General features: G+C 73.5%; 22 protein-coding genes. 8 read left to right on the top strand and 14 right to left on the bottom strand.

From position 1 onward, the window contains the following. Nucleotides 1–2: 2 nt before the first annotated feature. From proC to ACJ5H2_RS01265, 5 genes are all read right to left on the bottom strand, one after another. A complete protein-coding gene (gene proC, locus ACJ5H2_RS01285; RefSeq protein WP_408897755.1) occupies nucleotides 3–830 on the bottom strand; it encodes a pyrroline-5-carboxylate reductase in 828 nt (275 codons plus the stop codon). 22 nt (nucleotides 831–852) lie between these two features. Beyond that, a complete protein-coding gene (locus tag ACJ5H2_RS01280) occupies nucleotides 853–1,386 on the bottom strand; it encodes a hypothetical protein (RefSeq protein ID WP_408897754.1) in 534 nt (177 codons plus the stop codon). A 117-nt stretch (nucleotides 1,387–1,503) separates the two neighbouring features. Continuing rightward, a complete protein-coding gene (locus ACJ5H2_RS01275; RefSeq protein ID WP_408897753.1) occupies nucleotides 1,504–1,776 on the bottom strand; it encodes a hypothetical protein in 273 nt (90 codons plus the stop codon). Nucleotides 1,777–1,889: 113 nt separating this feature from the next. Further along, on the bottom strand, nucleotides 1,890–2,183 hold the full coding sequence (locus ACJ5H2_RS01270; protein WP_408897752.1) for a hypothetical protein: 294 nt from the start codon (nucleotides 2,181–2,183) through the stop codon (nucleotides 1,890–1,892). 68 nt (nucleotides 2,184–2,251) lie between these two features. Next, complete coding sequence (locus ACJ5H2_RS01265) at nucleotides 2,252–3,877, bottom strand: sigma-70 family RNA polymerase sigma factor (RefSeq protein ID WP_408897751.1); 1,626 nt, start codon at nucleotides 3,875–3,877, stop codon at nucleotides 2,252–2,254. 343 nt (nucleotides 3,878–4,220) lie between these two features. Here ACJ5H2_RS01265 and ACJ5H2_RS01260 point away from each other — a divergent pair, with 343 nt between their 5' ends. The 4 genes from ACJ5H2_RS01260 (at nucleotide 4,221) to ACJ5H2_RS01245 (ending at nucleotide 8,437) form a co-directional block, all read left to right on the top strand. Next, nucleotides 4,221–4,964: a hypothetical protein gene (locus ACJ5H2_RS01260; protein ID WP_408897750.1), complete on the top strand. Its 744-nt coding sequence runs from the start codon at nucleotides 4,221–4,223 to the stop codon at nucleotides 4,962–4,964. Nucleotides 4,965–5,147: 183 nt separating this feature from the next. Further along, a complete protein-coding gene (locus ACJ5H2_RS01255) occupies nucleotides 5,148–6,110 on the top strand; it encodes a hypothetical protein (protein WP_408897749.1) in 963 nt (320 codons plus the stop codon). Then, entirely contained in the window at nucleotides 6,103–6,792 is a 690-nt protein-coding gene (locus ACJ5H2_RS01250; protein WP_408897748.1) for a class F sortase, read from the top strand. Before ACJ5H2_RS01255 ends, ACJ5H2_RS01250 begins: the two co-directional genes overlap by 8 nt. A gap of 85 nt (nucleotides 6,793–6,877) precedes the next feature. Next, nucleotides 6,878–8,437, top strand: a complete 1,560-nt coding sequence (locus tag ACJ5H2_RS01245) for an FAD-binding protein (RefSeq protein ID WP_408897747.1) — start codon at nucleotides 6,878–6,880, stop codon at nucleotides 8,435–8,437. On the opposite strand, the gene ACJ5H2_RS01240 is transcribed toward ACJ5H2_RS01245, so the two are convergent. After that, entirely contained in the window at nucleotides 8,430–9,620 is a 1,191-nt protein-coding gene (locus ACJ5H2_RS01240) for an ROK family protein (protein WP_408897746.1), read from the bottom strand. The genes ACJ5H2_RS01245 and ACJ5H2_RS01240 overlap by 8 nt on opposite strands. Nucleotides 9,621–9,706: 86 nt before the next feature. On the opposite strand from ACJ5H2_RS01240, the gene zwf reads away from it, so the two are divergent. The 3 genes from zwf to eda are packed head-to-tail and all read left to right on the top strand — an operon-like array spanning nucleotide 9,707 to nucleotide 13,669. Next, nucleotides 9,707–11,176 carry a glucose-6-phosphate dehydrogenase gene (gene zwf / locus ACJ5H2_RS01235; RefSeq protein WP_408897745.1) on the top strand — a complete coding sequence of 490 codons (1,470 nt, stop codon included), beginning with the start codon at nucleotides 9,707–9,709 and terminating at the stop codon, nucleotides 11,174–11,176. Between the two features lie 8 nt (nucleotides 11,177–11,184). Beyond that, complete coding sequence (gene edd, locus ACJ5H2_RS01230; protein WP_408899673.1) at nucleotides 11,185–13,044, top strand: phosphogluconate dehydratase; 1,860 nt, start codon at nucleotides 11,185–11,187, stop codon at nucleotides 13,042–13,044. After that, the gene (eda, locus tag ACJ5H2_RS01225) at nucleotides 13,025–13,669 is read left to right on the top strand and encodes a bifunctional 4-hydroxy-2-oxoglutarate aldolase/2-dehydro-3-deoxy-phosphogluconate aldolase (protein ID WP_408897744.1); all 645 of its coding nucleotides are present in this window, start codon (nucleotides 13,025–13,027) and stop codon (nucleotides 13,667–13,669) included. Before edd ends, eda begins: the two co-directional genes overlap by 20 nt. Before the next feature lie 25 nt (nucleotides 13,670–13,694). Here the strand turns inward: eda and ACJ5H2_RS01220 are convergent, their stop codons facing one another. The 6 genes from ACJ5H2_RS01220 to ACJ5H2_RS01195 form a co-directional block, all read right to left on the bottom strand. Then, nucleotides 13,695–14,051, bottom strand: coding sequence for a hypothetical protein (locus ACJ5H2_RS01220; RefSeq protein ID WP_408897743.1), 357 nt, complete (start codon nucleotides 14,049–14,051; stop codon nucleotides 13,695–13,697). Further along, nucleotides 14,006–14,482, bottom strand: coding sequence for a hypothetical protein (locus ACJ5H2_RS01215; RefSeq protein ID WP_408897742.1), 477 nt, complete (start codon nucleotides 14,480–14,482; stop codon nucleotides 14,006–14,008). Before ACJ5H2_RS01215 ends, ACJ5H2_RS01220 begins: the two co-directional genes overlap by 46 nt. A gap of 253 nt (nucleotides 14,483–14,735) precedes the next feature. Then, entirely contained in the window at nucleotides 14,736–15,002 is a 267-nt protein-coding gene (locus ACJ5H2_RS01210) for an alpha-hydroxy-acid oxidizing protein (protein ID WP_408897741.1), read from the bottom strand. Between the two features lie 59 nt (nucleotides 15,003–15,061). Further along, entirely contained in the window at nucleotides 15,062–15,451 is a 390-nt protein-coding gene (locus ACJ5H2_RS01205; RefSeq protein ID WP_408897740.1) for a cupin domain-containing protein, read from the bottom strand. After that, entirely contained in the window at nucleotides 15,448–17,043 is a 1,596-nt protein-coding gene (locus ACJ5H2_RS01200) for a N,N-dimethylformamidase beta subunit family domain-containing protein (RefSeq protein ID WP_408897739.1), read from the bottom strand. Before ACJ5H2_RS01200 ends, ACJ5H2_RS01205 begins: the two co-directional genes overlap by 4 nt. Then, a complete protein-coding gene (locus tag ACJ5H2_RS01195) occupies nucleotides 17,040–18,440 on the bottom strand; it encodes an APC family permease (protein ID WP_408897737.1) in 1,401 nt (466 codons plus the stop codon). Before ACJ5H2_RS01195 ends, ACJ5H2_RS01200 begins: the two co-directional genes overlap by 4 nt. Before the next feature lie 138 nt (nucleotides 18,441–18,578). Between ACJ5H2_RS01195 and ACJ5H2_RS01190 the strand changes: the two genes are divergently transcribed. Continuing rightward, a complete protein-coding gene (locus ACJ5H2_RS01190; protein ID WP_408897736.1) occupies nucleotides 18,579–19,241 on the top strand; it encodes a TetR/AcrR family transcriptional regulator in 663 nt (220 codons plus the stop codon). Here the strand turns inward: ACJ5H2_RS01190 and ACJ5H2_RS01185 are convergent. Further along, complete coding sequence (locus ACJ5H2_RS01185; protein WP_408897735.1) at nucleotides 19,226–20,221, bottom strand: class C sortase; 996 nt, start codon at nucleotides 20,219–20,221, stop codon at nucleotides 19,226–19,228. The two genes, ACJ5H2_RS01190 and ACJ5H2_RS01185, sit on opposite strands and share 16 nt — an antisense overlap. Before the next feature lie 78 nt (nucleotides 20,222–20,299). Continuing rightward, nucleotides 20,300–21,787 carry a SpaH/EbpB family LPXTG-anchored major pilin gene (locus ACJ5H2_RS01180; RefSeq protein WP_408897734.1) on the bottom strand — a complete coding sequence of 496 codons (1,488 nt, stop codon included), beginning with the start codon at nucleotides 21,785–21,787 and terminating at the stop codon, nucleotides 20,300–20,302. Nucleotides 21,788–21,814: the final 27 nt, after the last annotated feature.

Genomic DNA, 21,814 nt, shown 5'->3' with positions numbered 1-21,814 from the left:
GCCTACCCGAGCTCGCGGGTGATCTCCGCGGTCCGCGCGGCGGCGGCCGCCGCACCCGCCGCGACGATGTCGGGCAGGCCGCGCTGCTCGAAGGTCGCGATGGCCCGCTCGGTCGAGCCCTGGGGGCTGCTCACCGCCCGACGCAGCGCCGTGGGGTCGGCGCCGTCGACCAGCATCCGACCGGCACCCGCGACGGTGCGGGCGGCCAGCTCGCGGGCCAGCTCGGCGGGCAGGCCGAGGCGGACGCCGGCCTCAGCCATGGCCTCGGTGAGATAGAAGACGTAGGCGGGCCCCGAGCCGCTGAGGGTGCCGACGGCGTCGATCTGCTCCTCGGGGACCTCGACCGCCCAGCCGACGGTGGTGAAGAGGTCGTGGGCGCGACGCCTGTCCGCGGCCGAGGCGTGGGCGCCGGCGGCGAGGGCGGTCACGCCGTACCCGATCCGGGAGGGGGTGTTCGGCATCGCCCGCACGACGGGCTGGCCGGCGGGCAACGCGGACTCGACGCTCGCCAGCGGGACGGCGCCGGCGACGCTGAGCACCAGCGCCTGCGGGTCGAGCGCGGACGCGATCTCGACCGCGACCGGTCGCACCAGCGCGGGCTTGACGCCCAGCACCACGAGGCCGGCCGCCCCCGCCGCGGCGCGGTTGGCGTCGGGATCGGCATCGGTCGCGACGGCCGCTACGCCGTGGCGTTCCGCGAGCCAGGCGGCCCGCTCGCGGGTGCGGACCGTGGCGCGGACGTGGTGGGGGGAGAAGCCCGTGGCGAGGAGACCGGCGAGGATGGCCTCGCTCATGGAGCCGCAGCCGAGGAAGGCGATCGTCGGGGTCACGGCCGCCATCGTGCCAAAGCGCTCAGGCCGCGCGGCGACCCCGTTCGAGGAGTCCGCCACCGGTCACGACGAGCCCGATCCCGGCGAGGAGGAAGCCCAGGTGCGGACCGCCCGTGTTGGGCAGCCCCCCGGCACCACCACCCGCGCCGCCGCCCTGGGCGCCGACCTGGAACCTCACACTGTCCCGGCAGCCCGTGAACCGCGTCGGGTCGTCGGGCACGAAGGTCGCGCTCGCCCGGTGCTCACCACGACCCACCCGCGGGCCGAGGACCTCGACCGGCGCACCGTCGTAGCGCACCTTCTTCGAGAACGACTCGTCGACCTCGACCGTCACCGTCCCCGTCGGCTGCACGCTGCCCGCCGCCGTCACCCGGACCCGGACCACCACCCGCTCGCCCGCCAGCGTCGTGGGCACGTCCACCCGGCAGGTCGTCGGCACCGCGGGCGTGTAGGGGTCCGCGAGCGCCGGACTGCCCATGCCCATGACGAGCAGGAACCCGGCGGGCGCGAGCAGCGCGCACGCGAGAAGCAGGTAGCGACGCATCAGGAACCCCATCTCCCGAAAGATGAACCATGGCGAGTCTTCGGAGATCACCCTAACGGCCTGGCTCGCGCACGACCACCTCTCCGCGCGACGCCGCAACCGGCCGGGGCCGGCGGGCTCCCACTCCGGCTACGGCCGCGCCAGCCGCTCCCCGTCGACCAGAGGCGCCACCTCGAAGAGCACGTCCGACCCCGGGAACTCCTCCCGCCAGGCGGCCTCCTCCGCTCCCGCAGCGGCGCGGGCGGAGGCCTCGTTGGGGAACGGTCCGAAGTAGCGCACCTCCCGCCCGACGGCCACGACCAGGTGCGGGCCCGCGGCGTCCTCCCTCTCCCAGCGGGCCAGGAGGGCGCGCAGCACCTCAGGCGTCCAACACCGCGACTCGGCGACCATCTCGTCGCTCATCGCCTCGACCTGACCATCCGCTACCTCCCTCACCTGGGCGGCCCGAGTGCGCCGACCAGTGGTAAGACCCGCCAGCCGCCGGTCCCTTACGTCGAGCTCACCGCGACGCGCGCCTAGCCCGGGAACAGCGGCGCCAGGGTGCAGGTGACGGTCGGGCAGTCGGGGTCGCCCTGCTGGGCAGCCTCGTACTCCTCGAGGGACGCGACGGCCTCGTAGCCGTTGGCGAAGGGACCGGTGTAGGTCGTCACTCCGGTCACCGCGTCCGTGCACACCAGGATGTGCGGCTCGTCGAGCATCGCCACCTCCACCTGGGCGACCCGGGCGAGGAGCGAGCCAGCGGCGCCGGCGGCGAGGTCGGCGGCGTCGGGTGAGGCATCGACGCGCTCGGGATCGACCTCGGGAGTCACGTCCTGTATGACGCTCGAGGCGTCCCGCGAGTTACGGGTCCGCCGCAAGGCACTGCGCCACCTGGTCGTCACGGCGTGATCGTGAGGGAGGTGGTGTTGTTGGAGGGGTCGGGGTCGACGACGCCGGGGGCCTGGACGAGGGTCGCCGTCACCTCGGACACACCGGAGGTGATGATGCCCAGGCGCAGCAAGCCCGCGGCCGTCTCGGCTCCGGTCCACGTGCAGGCGACGGTCGTCGTGGCCGTGACATCGCCCTCCGTGGGCGCGTCGTCGACCGTTCCCGGACAGCGCCACTCGCGGTCGAGCCGCAGCGGATGACCGCGGAGGTTGGTGATCTCCACGGCGACCACGGCTCCCGGCCGGAGGTTGAGGACCGGGATCACCACGCGCGACAGCGAGACGTTGAGCAGACTGACCTGGCTGGCCTCGGCCTGACCGAGCGCCGCGTCCGGCGACAGGCCGGGCGGGGCCACCTCGGCAGCCGGGGGTGGCGGGGCCACGGGTGCGGCCTGGGCGAGGGCGGGACCCGCGAGGTCGGCGTCGAGCCCGGACCGTCCGCCCCTCGTCGGCGCCGGAAGCTCGGCATGCTCCTGGGTCGTGGACCCGGTCGCCGTCCCCGGGCGGCCCAGTCGGCCGGTGGGAGCGGGCCGGTCGGCCGGGACGGCCGGACCGACGAAGGCGTCCGACGGCGTCCGCGGACCGCGCACCGGCCCCGGCACTCGCCCGACGGCACCCATGGTGGCGCCGTCCGCGCCGCTCGGCCGCTCGGCTGCGTCTCCGACCAGCAGCGGGGTCAGCACGACCGCGCCGACCAGGGCCGCGAGAGCGGCGGCCGCGAGGCCGACCTTCCCGGTCGCGATCGTCGTACCGCCACCGGCCGCGGACGCCGCGGCGTCGAGCCCCGACCACACGCCCGGCAGGCCCACGGCGCCGGCGCCCAGCACGACCGGCACCAGCAGGGCGCCCAGGCGGTTGTTCACGTCGTCGAGGTCGGCGAGCGCGGCGGTGCAGCTCAGGCATCCGTCGAGGTGTCGGTCGAGCTCCGCCCGGCGGCCCTGCGTGAGCGAGCCGCGCGCGTACGACGGCAGCATGCTGACCCACCGACGGCACTCCGCGTCCGCCACCGTGGCCAGGTGCTCGGCCAGGTACGCCTGGCGCAGCCCCTCGCGGGCCCGGAAGCTCAGCGCGGCGACGGCGTTCGGCTTGATCCCGAGGTGGAGCGCCACCTCGCCGTGCGGCAGCCCCTCCACCGCCGTGTACCAGAGCACGGCCTGCCAGCGCTCCGGCAGGCTCCGATACGCCGCGGCGACGGTCCGGTTGTCGAAGCGCTGGTCGGCGTCCTCGACGGCGGTCAGCGCGTCGACCGGCGCAAGGAGCTCGAAGTCGTCGACCAGGTCGTAGCGCCGCTCGGCGCGGACCGTGTTGTTCCAGATGCTGCGGATGGCCGTGAGCAGGTAGGAGCGGAACGACACCGTCGGCCCGAGATCACGCTGCAGCGTGTCGAGCACCCGGGCGAACGCCTCGGCGACGAGGTCGTCCGCGTGGCTGGGCCCGGCCAGGCGTCGGGCGAACCCGAGGGCCGCCTGGTGGTGGCGCGCGAAGAGCTGGGCGTAGGCGTCGGGGTCTCCGGCGCGGACGCGGCTCAGCAGGACGGGATCGCCGTCCTGCAGGGGGTCGACCATGGGTGCGGTCATGCTTCTCCAACGATCCCTGGTGCCCGGCGGATATCCCCGATGGTCACAAGGAGCTAGCTAGTCTGGCCGGTCGGCGTCGAGCCGACCCTCTTGATTGTCAACGTGCTCACCCGCACGGACACCGTGGGCGGCGATTCCTTACGCCGTGCGTCGAAGTCTTTACTCACGGCGTAAGGAGCCGGCGTCCGGAGTGTCCTCTCCGTGTGGCGGGCGCCTGGAGGGAGGGCGCCCGCCCCCTCGACCCGGAGGTCCCCGTGCACGCTGCCAGTCCGGCCACCCCTGCCACCCCCGCCATCCCGCCCACCGGCGCCGCTCGCGCCGGCTCCCGTGCGAGGGCGGCCTCGTGATGGCGCGCCGGCGCACCCGCGGCGGGTCCCCGGCCACCCCGCGTCCGACGCTCTTCGTGCCACCAGGCTGCCGTGAGCTGGCGGAGGCGCTGATCCGCGACGCGGGCGTCCATGACGCCGCGGTGGAGCTCGGCGCCGCCTATGCCCGAGACGGCGAGAGCCTCGACGCCTGCCTCGCTGACCTCGACGACACCTACGTCGCGGTCGAGGGAGACACCGCCCCCCTTCACGTCGTGCGTGCGACCGCGCTGTCCTGGGCCGACGCGATGCAGGGGCGCTACCACACGCTGAGCTGCGCGGACCCCCTCACCGGGGTGAGCAGCGTGCAGCACCTCCAGACCCAGGTGGCTGCCCTCTACCACGCCGCGCGCGACGGGTGGCTCGTCGACGCAGACATCGCGCGGACGCACGTCCTGGTCGTCCTCGAGCTGCCCCCGAGGCGTGCCGACCTCCAGCGCGGATTCGCGGCGTTCGAGGCGTCCCTGCGCCGAGCGAGCGCCGCCGAGCTGATGACCGAGAAGGTGAGCTCCTGCTCGCAGGTCGCGGAGGTCGGCCCCTACCGGCTCGTGGGCCTCGCCCGCCGCTCGCCCGACCTCGACCGCAACCTCGCCGCGGTGGTCGACGAGCTCCGTCTGCGGCTCCACCTCTCCCCCGGCGGTGGCAGCTGCCGGGGGTGGACCGAGGCCTTGCCCGCCAGTCCCGACAGCGCCCGGACGCTCCTCGACGAGCTGTCCCGGTGACAGGCGTGGCCTCCCACACGTCTTCGCAAGCCCTTGCCCAAACGACGTAAGGAGCGCCCCCCGGAGGTGTCCGTCCTGTAGCAGAGGGGCCGGCTCGGCCCCTTCCCGAACTCGGACAGGAGCTGATCTCAGGTGCGGACCGCGAACGACGCCCGGCGGAGGGCCGCCGGAGCAGCACTGACGGTGGCAGGCCTCGCCGCATCGGCGCTGGGACTCGCCACGGCCGTCGCGCCCGCCGGGTACGCCGACGACCCGGTCGGCAGCAACGGCACGATCAAGGTCGTCGGCCACGGCGAGATCAACGGCATCCCGGAGAACGCGCCCCACCAGGGCTGCACCTTCGACCTGGAGTGGTACGGCTTCGACGAAGGCCCGGCGCTGTCCTCCGCGGTCGTCTTCACCCTGGTCTCGCCGACCGCGGGCGGCTCGCTGGGCACCAGCGGCCCCAGCACCGTCCACGTCGGCGAGGACGCGGCAGGCGGCGGGACCGACCTCGACGCCCGGCAGACCTACACGCTGACGCCGACCGGCGTGGAGCCGGCGGCGCAGGGCTACCACGTGAACGTCACGGTCACGGCGCCCTCACCGAACGGCGGCGTCGAGACCTTCACGAAGACGTTCTGGATGTCGCCCTGCGACACGCCCGAGCCCACGCCGACGCCCACGCCGACGCCCACGCCGACGCCCACCCCGACGCCCACGCCCACCGAGACGCCCACGCCCACCCAGACGCCCACGCCCACCCCCACGCCCACGCCCACCCCCACGCCCACGCCGACCGAGACGCCCACGCCCAGCCCCACGCCCACCGAGACGCCCAGCGGCTCGGTGGCGCCGACCACGGCGGTGCCGAGCGGTCCCGCCACGTCGGCTCCGACGGCGCCCGGCACGGTGGGGGCCGTCGTGGAGGGCGGCGGGCCGAGAGGCACCGGCCCCGGCGCGGGCAAGGCCCAGCCCGCGGGCGTGCCGACCCGGATCGACGCCGGCGTCGCGGCGGCGGAGGAGCCCTCGGGTCCGGCCCCGGCTCGGGCGGCCACCCCGGACGACCGGCGCCCGCTCGCGCTCGGCCTGCTCTCGGCGGGCGGCGGGCTGATCGCCGCCGGACTGACGCTGGTGGCGCGCCGGCCGACCCGCCTTCGTGGCTGAGCGCCGGGCCGGTCGGCACGCCCGGCGCCGCGGCCTCCCGCCGACCGTCACGGGCGGACTCGCCGTCCTCGTCCTGGCGACGGTGCTGGCCGCGACCGACGAGCACCGCTCGTCGGCAGCGGCGGCGGACCGGGAGCGAGGCGACGTCTCCGTCCGGGCCGCGCCCACGACCGCCCCGGCCCCCGCAGCGCCGGCGCGTCGCGTCGCCCGAGTGACGCCGGGGCCGCCCGACCGGATCCGCATCCCTGCGCTCGCCGTGGACGCACCGGTGGATCCCGTCGCGGCACCGGACGGGGTCCTGCGCCCGCCGGCCGACCCGAGCCGGGTCGGCTGGTGGTCGGCGGGTGCGCCGGCGGGGGCACGTCGCGGCACCACCCTGCTGGCCGGTCACTCGGTCAGCGCGGGTGACGGCGCCCTCGACGACCTCGCGGAGCTGACCCCGGGGGAGACCGTCGAGGTCCGCCTGGCGGCGGCGGACGCGAAGACGCGCGTGGTCCGCTATCGCGTCGAGTCGGTGACGGCGTACGACCGCGACGAGCTGGCCGCCGACGCCGCCGAGCTGTTCCGCTCGGACGGACGAGCGTCCTTGGCGATCGTCACCTGCATCGACTTCGACGGCGTGCGCTACCGCGGCAATGTCGTCGTCCGCGCTCGGCCGGTTCCGCCCGTGCGCTCCCGCTGACCGGGAGAGCGGTCGCCGGCGGTCGCGCGGCGCCCTACCGTCGCGACGCGCCCGCCCGGGCGCCCGCGACGAGAAGGAGACGGGGATGGACTGGTCCGGCAGCCGGCTGGCCGAGGAGTACGACGTGGTGGTCGCCGGGTCGGGGGCCGGAGGCGTGATCGGCGCCTACACCGCCGCCCGGGAAGGGCTGAGCGTGTGCCTGGTCGAGGCCGGCGACCGGTTCGGCGGCACGACCGCCTACTCCGGTGGCGGCGGCGCGTGGTTCCCGGCCAACCCGGTCCTCCAGCGCGCCGGGACGGACGACACGGTCGAGGACGCCCTGGTCTACTTCCGCGCGGTCGTGGGCGAGCGCACCCCGGCGGAGCTGCAGGAGGCCTACGTCCGCGGAGGTGCCCACCTGATCTCCTATCTCGAGCAGGACGAGCACTTCGCCTTCCAGCCCTTCCCGTGGCCGGACTACTTCGGCAAGGCGCCTCGGGCCCGCGGCGACGGACAGCGGCACATCATCCCGACCCCGCTGCCGGTCGCCGCCGCACCCGAGCTGCGCACCCTGGTCCGCGGACCGCTCGGCACCGAGCGCCGCGGCACCCCGCCGCCCGACGACCTCTTCGTGGGCGGTCGCGCGCTCGTCGCCCGGGCGTTGACGGCGCTCGCGACGTACGACCACGCGACGGCGGTGCGAGAGACGGCGCTCGTGGAGCTGGTGGTCGAGGACGGCCGCGTGGTCGGCGCCGTCGTCGAGCAGGCGGGCGAGCGGCGCGTGGTCCGCGCCCGCCGCGGCATGGTGCTGGCGGCCGGCGGCTTCGAGGCCAACGAGGAGCTGCGCCGGCGCTTCGGCGTCCCGGGATCCGCCCGCGACACGATGGGGCCCCCGACCAACACCGGCCTGGCGCACCTGGCGGGCATGGCCGTCGGCGCGGACACCGACCTGATGGCAGAGGCCTGGTGGTCCCCCGGCCTGACCCATCCCGACGGCCGCTCGGCGTTCGCCCTCTGGTTCACCGGCGGGATCCTCGTCGACCAGGACGGCGAGCGCTTCGTCAACGAGTCCGCGCCCTACGACCGGCTGGGCCGCGAGGTCGTGGGCCGGCTCGAGGCGGGCGAGATGGCACTGCCGTTCTGGATGGTCTACGACGACCGCGAGGGCGTCGTGCCGCCCGTGCGGGCGACCAACGTCCCCCTCGCCCCGACGGAGGAGTACGTCGCCGCCGGCCTGTGGCACACGGCGGACACGCTGGAGGAGCTCGCGACCACGATCGGCGTCCCCGCCGACCGGCTGGTCGCGACCGTGGCGCGCTTCAACGAGCTCGCCGCGCGCGGCGTCGACGAGGACTTCGACCGGGGCGCAGAGCCCTACGACCGCTTCTTCGCCGATGGCGGCTCCCCGCTGATGAGCATCGAGCGGGGTCCCTTCCATGCCGCGGCGTTCGGCATCTCCGACCTCGGCACCAAGGGCGGCCTGCGCACCGACACCGCCGCGCGCGTGCTCGACGCCGACGGCCTGCCGGTCCCCGGGCTGTACGCCGCGGGCAACACCATGGCCGCGCCGAGCGGCACCACCTACCCCGGCGGCGGGAACCCGATCGGCGCGAGCATGCTCTTCGCCCACCTCGCCGTGCGCGACATGGTCGGCCGCGTCAGCTAGCGCGCCCGGCCAGCCGTGCGTCGACGGCGGCCGGGCTCAGCACCGCGTCGAGGGCGAGCGCGGCGCAGCCGACCAGGCCCGCCCGGTCGCCGTACGTCGCGGGGAGGACGTTGAGCTCCCGGGTCGCGAGCGCGGACGCGCGGCCATAGACGGACTCGCGCACGCCGGCGGCGTACACGTCGTAGACGGCGGCCATGTCGCCGCCGAGGACGACGGCACCCGGGTTGAGCAGGTTGATGGCGACGGCGAGCAGCTCGCCGACGTGCCGCCCGCTCTCCCGGATCAGCTGCTTGGCCTCGGCGTCGCCGGCGAGCGCGTGCGCGACGAGGTCGCGGACGTGGCCCACGTCGCGGCCCTGCTCGCGCAGCCGCGCGACGAGCGCCCACCCCGCCGCCACGGTCTCCAGGCAGCCGACGTCGCCGCACCGGCAAGGACGACCCGCGGCCTCCGGCACCTTCGTGTGCCCCAGCTCGCCCGCGGCGCCCAGCGCACCCGACACGATCCGCCCGTCGGCGATCACGCCCAGCCCGAGACCGGTCGAGGCCTTGAGCACCAGCAGGTTGCGGATCGTGCGCGCGTGCCCGAGGAACTCCGAGCGGGCCAGGGTGTCGGCGTCGTTGGCGAGGAAGAGGGGCGCGTCGGCGACGGCGACGAGGTACGGCGCCAGGGGCACGCCGTCCCAACCGGGCATGACGGGGGTGTCGACGCTGACGGCGCGAACGGGGTCGACCACGCCCGGCAGCGACACGCCCACACCGAGCACGGGCGGGTGCCCGCGCTCGAGCAGCCCGCGCAGCTGGTCGGCGACGCCCGGCATCACCGCGTCCGGGCCCGCTCCGATCTCGTGGTCGACGGCGGAGGAGGCGAGCTCGGCGCCGCCGAGGTCGAAGACGGCGACCTGCGAGCGGGAGCGCCCGATCGCCGCCGCGAGGACCACGCCGGCGCCGGTGTCGAAGACCAGGCTGCCCGCCGGGCGCCCGCCGGTCGAGGCCAGCTCGGCCCCGGCCCGCAGCAGGCCGGCGTCGACGAGCGCGCCGACCCGGGCGACCACCGCCGTACGGGACAGGCCGGTGAGCGCCCGCAGCTCGGCGCGGGTCGAGGCCCGGCCGTCGCGCAGCAGCGCCAGCAGGTCCCCGGCGGTCGCGGACTCCCGCACCACCGACGGAACCCGGATCTCAGCCATCCCGGGATCCTAACCCTGGGGCACTTTGATCTTGAAAAGTCCTAAGAGGGGTTTGAATCGGTCCTACTTGGGCTTACGGTGGACCGGTGACCGCATCCCCTCCCGATCTCGCACTGCCCGCCTGCGACATCACCGTCTTCGGCGGCACCGGCGACCTCGCCCTGCGCAAGCTGCTCCCCGGGCTCTACGAGCGCGAGCGCGAGGGCCAGCTCCACGCGGACACCCGGGTCGTCGCCGTGTCCCGGCACCGCCTCGACGACGCCGGCTACCGCGAGCTCGTCGCGGACGCCCTCCACGACCACGTGCCCGCCGACCGGCTCGAGGCCGGCCCGCTGCACCGGCTCACCCGCCGCCTCCACCACCTCGAGCTCGACGCGACCCGGCCCGACGACTGGGACCGGCTGCACGCCGTGCTCAAGGAGCACCCGGCGACCACGGACGACCGGATCCGGATCTTCTACCTGGCGGTGCACTCCGAGCTGTTCGGCCCGGTGTGCGGCCGGCTCGCCGACCTCGGCCTCGCGACACCCGAGAGCCGGGTCGTGCTGGAGAAGCCGATCGGCACCGACCTCGCCTCCTCCCATCTGGTCAACGACGCGGTGGGCAGCGTCTTCGAGGAGCGTCAGATCTTCCGCATCGACCACTATCTCGGCAAGGAGAGCGTCCAGAACCTCCTCGTCACCCGCTTCGCCAACACCTTCCTCGAGCCGATCTGGAACTCGCGCTGGGTCGACCACGTGCAGATCACCGTCTCCGAGACCCTCGGCGTCGCCGGGCGCGGCGACTACTACGACCGCGCCGGGGCGCTGCGCGACATGGTGCAGAACCACCTGCTGCAGATGCTCTGCCTGGTCGCGATGGAGCCGCCGACGTACGTCGGCGGCGACGCCCACGACGCGGTCCGCGACGAGAAGCTCAAGGTGCTGCGCGCGCTGGCGCCGCTCACCGGGCGCGACGTCGACCGGCTGACCGTGCGCGGCCAGTACACGACGTACGGCGAGGAGATCGGCCGCCCGAGCACCACCGAGACCTTCGTGGCGCTGCGCGCCGAGGTGCAGAACTGGCGTTGGGCCGGCGTCCCGTTCTACCTGCGCACCGGCAAGCGGCTGGCCCGGCACGAGTCGACGATCGAGGTCGTCTTCAAGGAGCCGCCGCACGCGATGTTCCCCCACAGCGAGGGAACCACGACGCCGAACCGGCTCACCGTACGGATGCAGCCCGACGAGGGGATGCAGCTGCACCTGACCGCCAAACACCCCGGACCCGGCGGCATCCGGCTGCACCCGGTGTCGCTCGACCTCAGCTATGCGGACGCCTTCGAGCACCGCAGCCCCGACGCCTACGAGCGGCTGTTGCTCGACATCATGCGCGGCATCCCCACCCTGTTCATGCGCCGCGACGAGGTCGAGGCGGCCTGGACCTGGGTCGAGCCCATCCTCGAGCAGTGGCAGAGCTCGGCCGTCGAGCCGGTCCGCTACCACCCCGGCAGCACCGGACCCGCCGCGGCGACGACGCTGCTGGCGCGCGAGGGCCGCACCTGGCAGGAGACCCGATGACCACCTCCCTGCACCCCGTCCTGGCCGACGTGACCCGCCGGCTCACCGAGCGCAGTGCGGCCACCCGCGCGGCCTACCTCCAGCGGGTCCGGACGGCCGCCGTTCGCGGCCCCGCACGCGGGCGGCTGGGCTGCGCCAACCTGGCTCACGGCTTCGCCGCGGCCGAGGGCGAGGCGAAGGCCGAGCTCGCGCGCGGCGCGAAGCCGAACCTGGCGATCGTCACGAGCTACAACGACATGCTCTCGGCCCACCAGCCGTACGGCGACTACCCGCCCGTCCTCAAGGACGCGGTGATCCGCGCCGGCGGGCTGGCACAGGTGGCGGGCGGCGTCCCGGCGATGTGCGACGGGATCACCCAGGGCCGCGACGGCATGCAGCTGTCGCTGTACAGCCGCGACGTGATCGCGATGGCGACGGCGATCGCGCTCTCCCACGACATGTTCGACGGCGCGCTGCTGCTCGGCGTCTGCGACAAGATCGTCCCCGGCCTGCTCATCGGCGCCCTGTCGTTCGGCCACCTGCCCACCGTGTTCGTCCCCGCCGGCCCGATGACCTCGGGTCTCCCGAACAAGGAGAAGGCGCGGGTCCGCCAGCTCTTCGCCGAGGGGAGGGCCGGACGCGAGGAGCTGCTCGAGGCCGAGGCCGCGTCGTACCACTCGCGGGGGACGTGCACGTTCTACGGCACCGCCAACTCCAACCAGCTGCTGATGGAGGTGATGGGCCTGCACCTGCCCGGCTCCTCCTTCGTCAACCCCGGGACCCCGCTGCGCGACGCGCTCACCCGCGAGGCCGCAGCGGTGGCGGTGCGCCGCTCCCAGCAGTACGACGCGGCGCCGGGCATCGGTGAGCTGATCGACGAGAAGGCCGTGCTCAACGCGTGCGTGGCGCTGCTCGCCAGCGGCGGATCCACCAACCACACGCTGCACCTGGTCGCCATCGCCCGCGCCGCGGGGATCCTGCTCACCTGGGACGACCTGGCCGAGCTGTCGGCCGTGGTCCCGCTGGTCGCGCGCATCTACCCCAACGGCTCCGCCGACGTGAACCACTTCCACGCCGCCGGCGGCATCGGCTTCCTGGTGCGCACCCTCCTCGACGCCGGGCTGATGCACGAGGACGTCGAGACGATGCTCGGCTCGGGGCTGCGGCGCTACACCGAGGAGCCGGTGCTCGTGGACGGCGAGCTCACGTGGCGCCCGGGACCGGAGACGAGCCACGACCTCGACGTGCTGCGCCCGGCGACCGCGCCGTTCTCGCCCGACGGTGGGGTGAAGGTGGTGCGCGGCCCGCTCGGCGTCGGGGTGGTCAAGACCTCGGCGGTCGCGCCCGAGCACCGCGTGGTCACCGCCCCCGCCCGGGTGTTCGACGACCAGCACGACTTCCTGCTCGCCTTCGCCGACGGGAGCCTGGACGGGGTGAACCTGGTGGCGGTCATCCGGTACCAGGGCCCGGCCGCCAACGGCATGCCGGAGCTGCACAAGCTCACGCCCGCCCTCGGTGTGCTGCAGGACCGCGGGCAGAAGGTCGCGATCGTCACCGACGGCCGCATGTCGGGTGCCTCCGGCAAGGTCCCGGCGGCCATCCACGTCACGCCGGAGGCCGCCCTGGGCGGGCCGCTGTCGCGCGTGCGCGACGGCGACCTGATCACCCTGGACGCCGACGCCGGGACGCTCACGGTCGCCGCGGACCTCGCGCATCGCGAGCCGACCGGCGCCGCGCCGGCGGGCGACGCCTGGTCCGGCACCGGACGCGAGCTGTTCGCCGCCTTCCGGGCGAGCGTCGGCCCCGCCGACGAGGGCGCCTCCGTGTTCCCCGTCCTCGCTCCCGCCCCCATCCACCCGGAGGTCACCCGTGTCCACGCCCCTGCCTGAGCGCAGCGTCCTCGACCTCGTCCCGGTGCTGCCGGTGGTCGTCGTCGACGACCTGGCGGGCGCCGTTCCGCTGGCACGGGCGCTGGTCCGCGGCGGTCTCCGCGCGATCGAGCTCACCCTGCGCACCGGGGTCGCCCTCGACGCGATCCGCGCGATCGCCGCGGAGGTGCCCGAGATCGCGCTCGGCGCGGGCACCGTCACCACGCCCGCGCAGGCCGAGGCGGCCGTCGCCGCCGGCGCCACCTTCCTGGTCTCTCCCGGCGCGACGCCCGACCTGCTCGCGGCGATGCACGCGACCGGGGTGCCCTTCCTGCCGGGCACCTCGACGGTCTCCGAGGTGATGGCGGTCCTCGAGAGCGGGCTCGGCGAGATGAAGTTCTTCCCGGCGGAGGCGGCCGGCGGGGCGTCGTACCTCAGGGCGGTCGGCGGTCCCCTCCCCCAGGCCCGGTTCTGCCCCACCGGCGGGATCACCCCCGCCAACGCGCCGGACTATCTCGCGCTGGCGAACGTGGGCTGCGTGGGCGGATCGTGGATCACCCCGGCCGACGCGGTCGCGGCCGGGGACTGGGAGCGCGTCACGGCGCTCGCCTCCGCGGCGGCCGCGCTGCGAGCGACCGCCGGCTGACCAGGCGAGTCCGTACGTCGAGGGCTCAGCCCATCCGGTCGAGCTCGTCGACCAGCGAGGCGAACTCCCGGTTGCGCGGCGTTCCCCGCGCCAGCCATCCCCAGTCGCCCTCGCCCTCCGCGAGGCCGCTGGCGAAGGCGCCGGTCTCGTCACGGAAGAGCAGACCCTGCATCCGAGGGCTGAGCAGCGGGGCGCCGGCGGGGAGCACGGTGCCCTCGCCCTCGACGACCAGGCCCGGTGTGTCGGCGGCGAGTTGGTCCGCGGACCGCGCGGGGTTGGCCAGGAGGATGACCCGGGTGCCGGCCGGCGCAGCCGTCGTGAGCTCCTCGATCGTCGTCAGGACCGGCGTCGTGTCGGCCGGAGGCTGGCCGTCGACGAGCACCTCTCCGCCGCGCGGCACCTCGACGTAGACCAGGTCGCCGGCCCCCTCCCGGGACTTCCCTGGGCCTTCTTGACCTTCACCGTCAGCACCGCGGTGCGACTGATCGCCTCGTAGCCGGCGCCGTCGGACTCGACCATCGACCGGCCGTCGGACCAGCCGACGACCTCGCCGACGACGACCGTCGCCGCCTTGCGCGAAGCGGCGGTGATCGACGTCGTGTGCGGGAAGTCGTACTCGGCACGGCCGCGGACGACCGAGGCGTCGACGGGTGCGGCGCTGCCCGTGGAGCCTTTCGCGGAGCTCTCGCCAGCGCTCTCCCCGGAGCCGGACGTCGACGCCCTCGCCGAACGCGGCTCATCGGCGCCGGAGCAGCCCGCCGACAGGAGAAGGGTGAGGACCCCCGCTGTCGCGATGGCGAGCTTCATGCGCATCCCGATCTCCTGTCAGAACGTGACGTTGATGTGCTGGGCCCGCCGTCCGTGCCGTCGACTCAGGCCAGCAGGTCGCGAGCGCCCATCGTGGGAGGTGGACCGGTGACCGACCGAACCGCATCATCGGCTTCTCCTTCGGGGACGCGACCCCCGTATGACGTCGCGGGAGGTGGATCGGTTCCACACCGGCACCGGCCACGTGCGCCGATGGTCACGCCTCGAGAAACGTACGGCCGGCGATCGATGCCAGGGTCTATCGATCGCCGGTGCGCACCAGCGCGTCCGGCGTCAGGTCCGCCAGCGTCGGATAGCCGTCGACCGCCATGATCAGGTCGGCCTCCGCGAGGATCGAGCGAACGACGTGGCTGACACCGGCCGCACCGCCCAGCGCCAGCCCGTGCACATAGGGCCGCCCCAGCCCGACTGCGGTCGCGCCGAGGGCGAGCGCCTTGACGACGTCGGCGCCGCTGTGGACGCCGGAGTCGAAGAGCACAGGGAGTCCGTCAGCGGCGTCGACCACCCGGGAAAGGCGTCGAGTGCCGCCATCCGAGCTGGGCGGGTCCGATCTCGCCCGCACGACTAGGGCAGGGCGACGAACACCTTCGTGGCCGGCTCGACGGTCTCCCACGTGCCGCAGAAGCCCTTCGGCACGAAGAATGCCTCGCCCGCACGGAACTCCCGGCGTCCGCCGAGACTGTCGACGAGCGCGACGACGCCGCTGAGCATCACGCACACCTCGTCGTACGGGTAGTCGTCGAGGCGCAGCGAGCCGGCCTCCCCCGTCCAGGCGCCGCCGAACGGGCGCGCCTCGTCGTGACCGAAGCTGCGCCACTCGGTCTCGGCCCAGCCGGGCGAGGCCGTTCCCGGCGCCCAGGTCGGTACGACGGGCGAGCCGGTGCCGACCTCGATGGTGCGGATGTCGGCGACGGTCTTGGGCGGGATCGATGGCGGGCTCGTCTGCTGGCTCATCTGTCCTCCTGCCGACCGGTGAAGCGGCGCAGCACGTTGTGGGTGATCTGCTCGGTGAAGGGGTCGTTGTGGATCAGGCCGCTGACCCACTCGGTGGTGCCGGCGTTGAAGACCTCACCCTCGCCACGACGGAAGGTCGCGACCATGCCCGCGCCGTATCCGGTCTTGAACCGGCCGGGTACCTCGTCGCCCCACACGGCGGCGACGAGGTGGCGCATCTCCTCGATCGGCGCGCCGATGGGAACCTCGCCTCCCCAGCGGTCGGTCTCGCCAAGGACTGCGGGGGTCATCGCCACGATCACGAGGTCCTCGGGCGCGCCATCACTGCCGGTCGCGTAGGGGAGCCCGTGGCGGAAGGTGTAGTCGACGCCGTCGACCTCGAAGGCGGCCACGCAGACCGGCGCCGCGCCGAACACGTCGCCGTAGAAGAGGTCCGTCCCGGCGAGCGCCCAATGGTCGGGGCGGTAGACGGTGTAGCCACCGCTGCTGCGCGGTGTCGTCGCGCCGTAGCGGGCGTAGGCACCCCCGAGACCCGTGAGCCCCATGGTCTGCGCGGCCGGCCGGCCGATGAAGGGTGCGTCCCAGGTCGTCGTCACCCGTTCCGGTTCCGTCGCCCGCAGGGGGTCCAGGCTCGGGTCCTTGTAGCAGATCTGGCGACCCTCCTCGTCGAGACGGACCTGCCACACGTAGTTGCCCGCGAACCGCGCGAGGTGCCCGCCCCGATCGACGAACCGGTCGACGACGTCACGCATCTCCCACGTCCAGTACTCGTCGTGGCCGACGAACACCGCACAGCGGTAGCCGTCCAACGCGGAGGGGTCGTCGTGCAGATCCTGTTGGGTGAGATGGTCGAGCGCATAGCCGTTGCGCTCGGCCCACACGACGAAGGGCCGCTCGTAGGTCGCCCAGAAGGCGTCGCTGTGGTGGCGGGAGTAACCGTGCGTGATCGCCCACTCGTAGGTGGGATGCCGCGGCCGGTACCCGGGTCCGGGGGTCGCCGGGTTCGCGTTGCGCGGCGCGCCCTCGGGCAGGCGCAGCATGCCGCGAGCGACCGGCCGGCGGCTCGAGAGGACCGGCGCCGGGACGTCGACATAGGGGTCGTCGCCGAGGCCTCGGTAGTGGTTGGCACCGCCCCAGTCGTTGTACGCCGCGAGCGTCCCCGTGGTGAGGACCAGCGCGATGTCCGAGGTCGGCCGCGGGGCACGGACGACGAAGAAGCCCTCCCGCTCGTGTCGCCGACCGTCGACCTCGGTGCCGACGACGACCAGGTAGAAGCCGCTCGACCACGCTGGATCCACCGGGATCCGCAGGGCGACCGGCCAGCGGCATCCGACCGCGTAGGCATCCGTTGGCGTCGGGTGCGCGACGCCGGGGAGGTCACTCGCCGACCAGACCTCGACGGGGTCTGCGCCGTCCCGCAGCACGCGGACGTCGTACGACGGCGCGGTGGTGTGGACGCTCAGGGCAACCTCGTCGCCGGGCAGGTAGCTGTAGCGATCGGCGTAGCACCAGATCTCCGGCGTCGTCGGGTCGGCACCGGGGCGCTCGACGGGGAAGCCGGGGATGGACCAGGCGTAGCGGGCGGCGCTCATCGGGCTGCCACCGCTCCGCGCGCGAGGCCGGCGACGAACGCGGCCACGAGCGGCAGGTTGATGAGCACGTTGTCGCGGGCGCCGAGCCCGGTGAGCAGGCCCATCTTCGTGCAGACCAGGTAGAGCACGGTGCCGAGCGCGACCGTCGCCAGCGAGGGAGCGACAAGCCGCTGCCAAAGCCTCTCCTCGGTCCGGTTGCGAGCGAAGAACCTGATCACCGCGACGGAGGTGAGGATCTGCAGGAAGAGGACCCCGACCAGCGTGGGGGTGTTGGTCCAGATCACGACCTGTGTGTAGGGGTCGAGGTCGGAGATGCCGAAGCCGGCCAGCGCGCCGACGACGAGGAGTGACTGCACCACCACGGCCCGGGACGGGCTGCCCGTCTTGCCGGTAGTCCCCAGCGAGGCCGGAAGCAGGCGGTCCCGGCCGAGCGCGAACAGGTAGCGGGCTCCGGCGTTGTGGAGCGCGAGGACGCCCGCGACGAAGCTGGTGACGATGAGCACCTGCATCACATCGGTCATGAAGCCGCCCAGGTAGGTCTGGTTGACCCCGAACACCAGCAGCGACGGGTCGCCGGCGAGAGCGGCGCCGAGGGCGCCGGGTCCGATCGCCATCAGCAGCACCCATGCGACGAAGGTGTAGGTGACGGCGAGCAGCGCGACCGCGACGTACGTCGCCCGCGGTACGGCCCGGCGCGCGTCTCGGGCCTCCTCGGCGTACACCGCCGTCTGCTCGAAGCCGATGTAGACCACGAACGTGATCACGAACAGCGAGCCGAGGACACTGGCGTCCCAGCTCGACGGGTCGAACCCGGCGAGTGTGAGGCCCTCCGGGGTGCCCTTCACGAGGATCGCGACCGCGAGGACGAGCAGCAGCCCGAGCTCACCGGCGAGGAGCAGCGCCAGCACGCGGGCGCCGACGTCGACCCGGCAGTAGGACACGACCGACACGATCACTCCGAGGGTGACCGCGCAGACCCCCCAGGACACGTCGATCCCGGCGAGGTCGTCGAGTGTGGTCGAGGCAAACAGGCCGGCCGCGGCGCAGAAGCCGATCTCGCCGAGGGTATAGGCGACGTAGGCGACGAGAGCCGAGCCCGCGCCAATGGTCCCACCCAGGCCACGACTGACATAGGCGTAGAAGGCCCCGGCGTTGCTCACATGCCTGGCCATCGCACAGAAGCCGACGGCGAAGAGAGCGTAGACGAGACCGGCGGCGAGATATCCGACCGGCGCTGCCTGTCCACCGACGAGGAATGCAAGCGGCGCGAACCCCGCCATGACCGTCAGTGGCGCCGCGGCCGACACGACGAAGAACACCAGGTGCCGGGAGCCGACGGCGTCGCCGCGCAGCCCACCGGAGGGCTCGGTCGGTGGAACGGTGCTAGTGGGCGGCATCGGCACTCCTCGGCGCGGGGATTTGCCTATCGATCGATAGGTAACTGGCGTCACTGTAGGACGAGTCACCCCCTCGTGTACAGGTTTTCCTATCGATCGATAGACTTCGGGAACGGTCAGCGGCTCGGAGGAGGGACCATGGCGCGGTCGAAGGTGACTCCCGACCAGATCCTGCGCGAGGCTGCGCGGCTGTTCGCGACCAAGGGCTTCCACGGGACCTCGACGCGGGAGATCGCCGAGGCGGTGGGGGTGCGACAGCCGTCACTGTTCCACCACTTCGCGTCCAAGCACGAGATCGCACGCGCGCTCTATGCCTACGACCATGGTCGCTCTCCCGGGCTCCAGGGAAGGCGCGAGGTTCCGGAGGGAACCTCGGCCGCGGTCGAGCTCTACCAAGGCGTGCGGCGCGAGATCCTGGTCGAGATGACCAGCGCCTACGACCTGCGCGGTCTCTACCTCAGTGCGCTTCTCGAGGAGCCCGAGTTCGCCGAGTGGCACGCGGCGTATCACGACGCGATGGCGCGCACCCGCGGGGTGATCGAGCGCGGCATCGCGGACGGCGAGTTCGCCGCGACGCGGACGGACGTCGTGACCGAGATCCTCGACGCCACGATCAACCAGGCGGTGCGGTGGTCGGGCACCCAGCGGGAGCGGTCGTTGCCCGACGACGTCGCGGTGTTGGCACTGCGCCTGGTCATCCTCCGCCCGAGCAGGATCCCGGCCATCCGGCGCCAGGCCGATCGGCTCCTCGCGGCGGCGGGCACTCCGTGGCCCGGCGAGATCGCTCAGCTCCCGGACTGACCCGACGGACCTCGGACCGCTCGCGCTGCCTTGCGTCGCGGGCGGCGCCGGCGGGCGAGGGGGCCGGTGCCGATCACCACGCCGACGAGACAGAGAACGGCGACGACGATCCACCACGGGAAGGTCTCGAACCGCGGCCCAGAGATCGCGCTCTCCTTCCGGGCCGACTCGTCGGTCGGAACGCGGTGACCACGCACCAGCAGCCGGTGCGTGTTGACTCCTGTCGGCGTACAGGTGATGAGGGTGACCAGATCCTCACCCGCGACGGCAGTGAGCTCGTCGGTCTCGGTGGGCAGCACGACCCGGATCTGGTCGACCTCGTAGGTCAGCACCTGGTCGAGCACCGTGAGGGTGAAGCGGTCCCCCTGGCGCGCACGGTCGAGGTGGGTGAGGAGGGTGGCGTGGACCAGACCCGAGTGGCCGGTGAGGACGCTGTGCGTCCCGGCACCGCCGACGGGGAGGGCCGACCCGTAGAGGTGCCCGACGCCGCGGTCCAAGACCTCCGGTGAGGTGCCGTGAAAAAGCGGCAGCTCCGCGTCGATGGCCGGGAAGCGCAGGACGCCCATCATCCCTTCCGGACCGAGATCGAGCGTATGGAAGTAGCGCTCGGCCTCGGCACCGACCGCGGTCTGCTCCCCGGCGACCCCGCCGGCATAGGGGTCACGCGGGACCCCGCCCGGGAGCTCGTCGTTGTAGCGGTGAGCGCGCCTCAGCTCGGCGCGTGCCTCGCCGGGGCTGAGACCCTCGACGGCGTGCACATAGGCGTCGACCTGCTGGGACTGCGCCCGGGCGGTGAGCCAGGAGGCAGCACTCGGGTAGAGCAGCGTGGCGATGCCGACGAGCGCGAGCACGGCGACCAGGATCCGGGCGAAGGGCCAGGACGTCAGCACCGGGCCGAGCCGGCGTCGGCCCCGGCGCCGCGCGCGAGCACGAGGCGCTCGCGGAGCCTCGGGTCGGCGCGGGGCTACGGCGATCGTCATGGGTTTCCTTCTCGAAGGGGGCCGGGACGGGAGGCGTCGCAGGACGCCTCCCGTCCCGGGGTGTGGTTGCCGCGCCGGTCAGTCCTCGGCGCGGCGTCGGCTGACGATCACCACGACACCAGCGACGACGAGTAGCGCGAAGCCGAGGACGTAGAGCAGCGCTCGGCCGCTGCCACCGGTGAAGGGCAGCTCGAATCCGGCGTTCGACGGGACGTTCTCGACCGTCAGGTCGATACCTGCCGCGGAGGTCGCCGCCGTGACGGTGAACTCGATCGGGTCAGCGAGCAGCTCGAAGCCGGCCGGCGCCTCGACCTCGACCAGCCAGTACGCCTGGTAGCCGGGGTCACCCGGCGCGACCGTCTGACCGTTCGCGTAGTCCGAGTAGCGCAGACCCGAGATCGTCAGCGTGCCGTCGGCGCCGGCGGTGAAGGTGGTCTGGCCGCCCAGCGAGATCGGGTTCGTACCGGCCTCGGCGTCGGCCTGGCTGGCGTAGACGCTGAAGACCGCACCGGCCAAGGCGGCGCCGTCGCCATCGGTCTTGAGGACGGTGATCGATCCCCACTTGGTCAGCACCGGCGGCGTGACGACCGGCCCACCCGGCTCGCCGGGCCGCACGTCGAAGCTCGCCTCGTTCGGGTAGAGCAGCGCGGTGTTGGCGATCTCGCCGACGGCGTTGACCGTGGTGGTGACCTCGACGAGGACCTGCGCGGTGTTGTGCGCTGCGAGGACCGAGCGGCCGGCCTCGGTGAACTGCACCGTCAGCGTGTTGGTCGCGGCGTCGTGGACGACGGTGTAGTCGGTGCCCTCCGTGATCGCGGTGCCGTCGCTGAGGGTGACCTGGGCGCCGACATAGGTGAGCTTGCTGTCGAGCTGGTCGACGATCTTGTAGCCGTCGATCACGTCGACGTTGGGGATGTCAGCCGTGATGGTCCAGGCGACCTGGTCGCCGAGCTTGATGGCGTCCGCGTCCTCGACGGTCTTCGTGACGTTGGTGGTCGCGTTCTTGGGGTAGACGTGCACGTCGTAGAGCCAGGTGCTCTGGTCGTTCGGGTTGGTGAGCGGAACCGAGACGAGGAACGGCGCGGACGGCGTCGTACCAGCGGGGTAGCTGGTCTCCTGGACCAGGTAGAGCCCCAGCGGGAGGCTCGAGAGCGACGCGATGCCCGACCCGTCGGTCGTGACCGGCGAGCCGGCGGCCTCCGTCAGCGTGTAGCCCGCGCCGGTGATGGAGCCCTCGGCGTCGGCGGGGTCGAAGACGTCACTCAGGTCGTTGGCCTCGGACCAACCCTGGTTGGTGCTGAGGTCGATGCCACTGACCTGCTGGATGCTGAAGGTCACGCCCGCCATCGGCGTGAGGCCGGTCGTGTCGACCTCGGTGCCGTTGTTCGGCAGGCCGGTCGGGGAGTCCGGGGCCTCGAACTTGTGGATCGTGATCGATCCGGTCCGATCGGGGTCCGGCAACGAGTCCGCCGCGGAGACGGGCGAGGCCAGGCCGAGCAGCGCGAGCGCTGCCACGGCAAGAGCGGTGAGGAGCGCCGTCAGGCGTCCCGCGAGTGGGTGGGTCATGGAGTTCGTTCTCTCTTCGTGATGGTG

Source organism: Nocardioides pymetrozini, from assembly GCF_046058985.1.
Classification (GTDB): domain Bacteria; phylum Actinomycetota; class Actinomycetes; order Propionibacteriales; family Nocardioidaceae; genus Nocardioides.
This window is presented reverse-complemented; position numbering and strand designations above follow the sequence as displayed.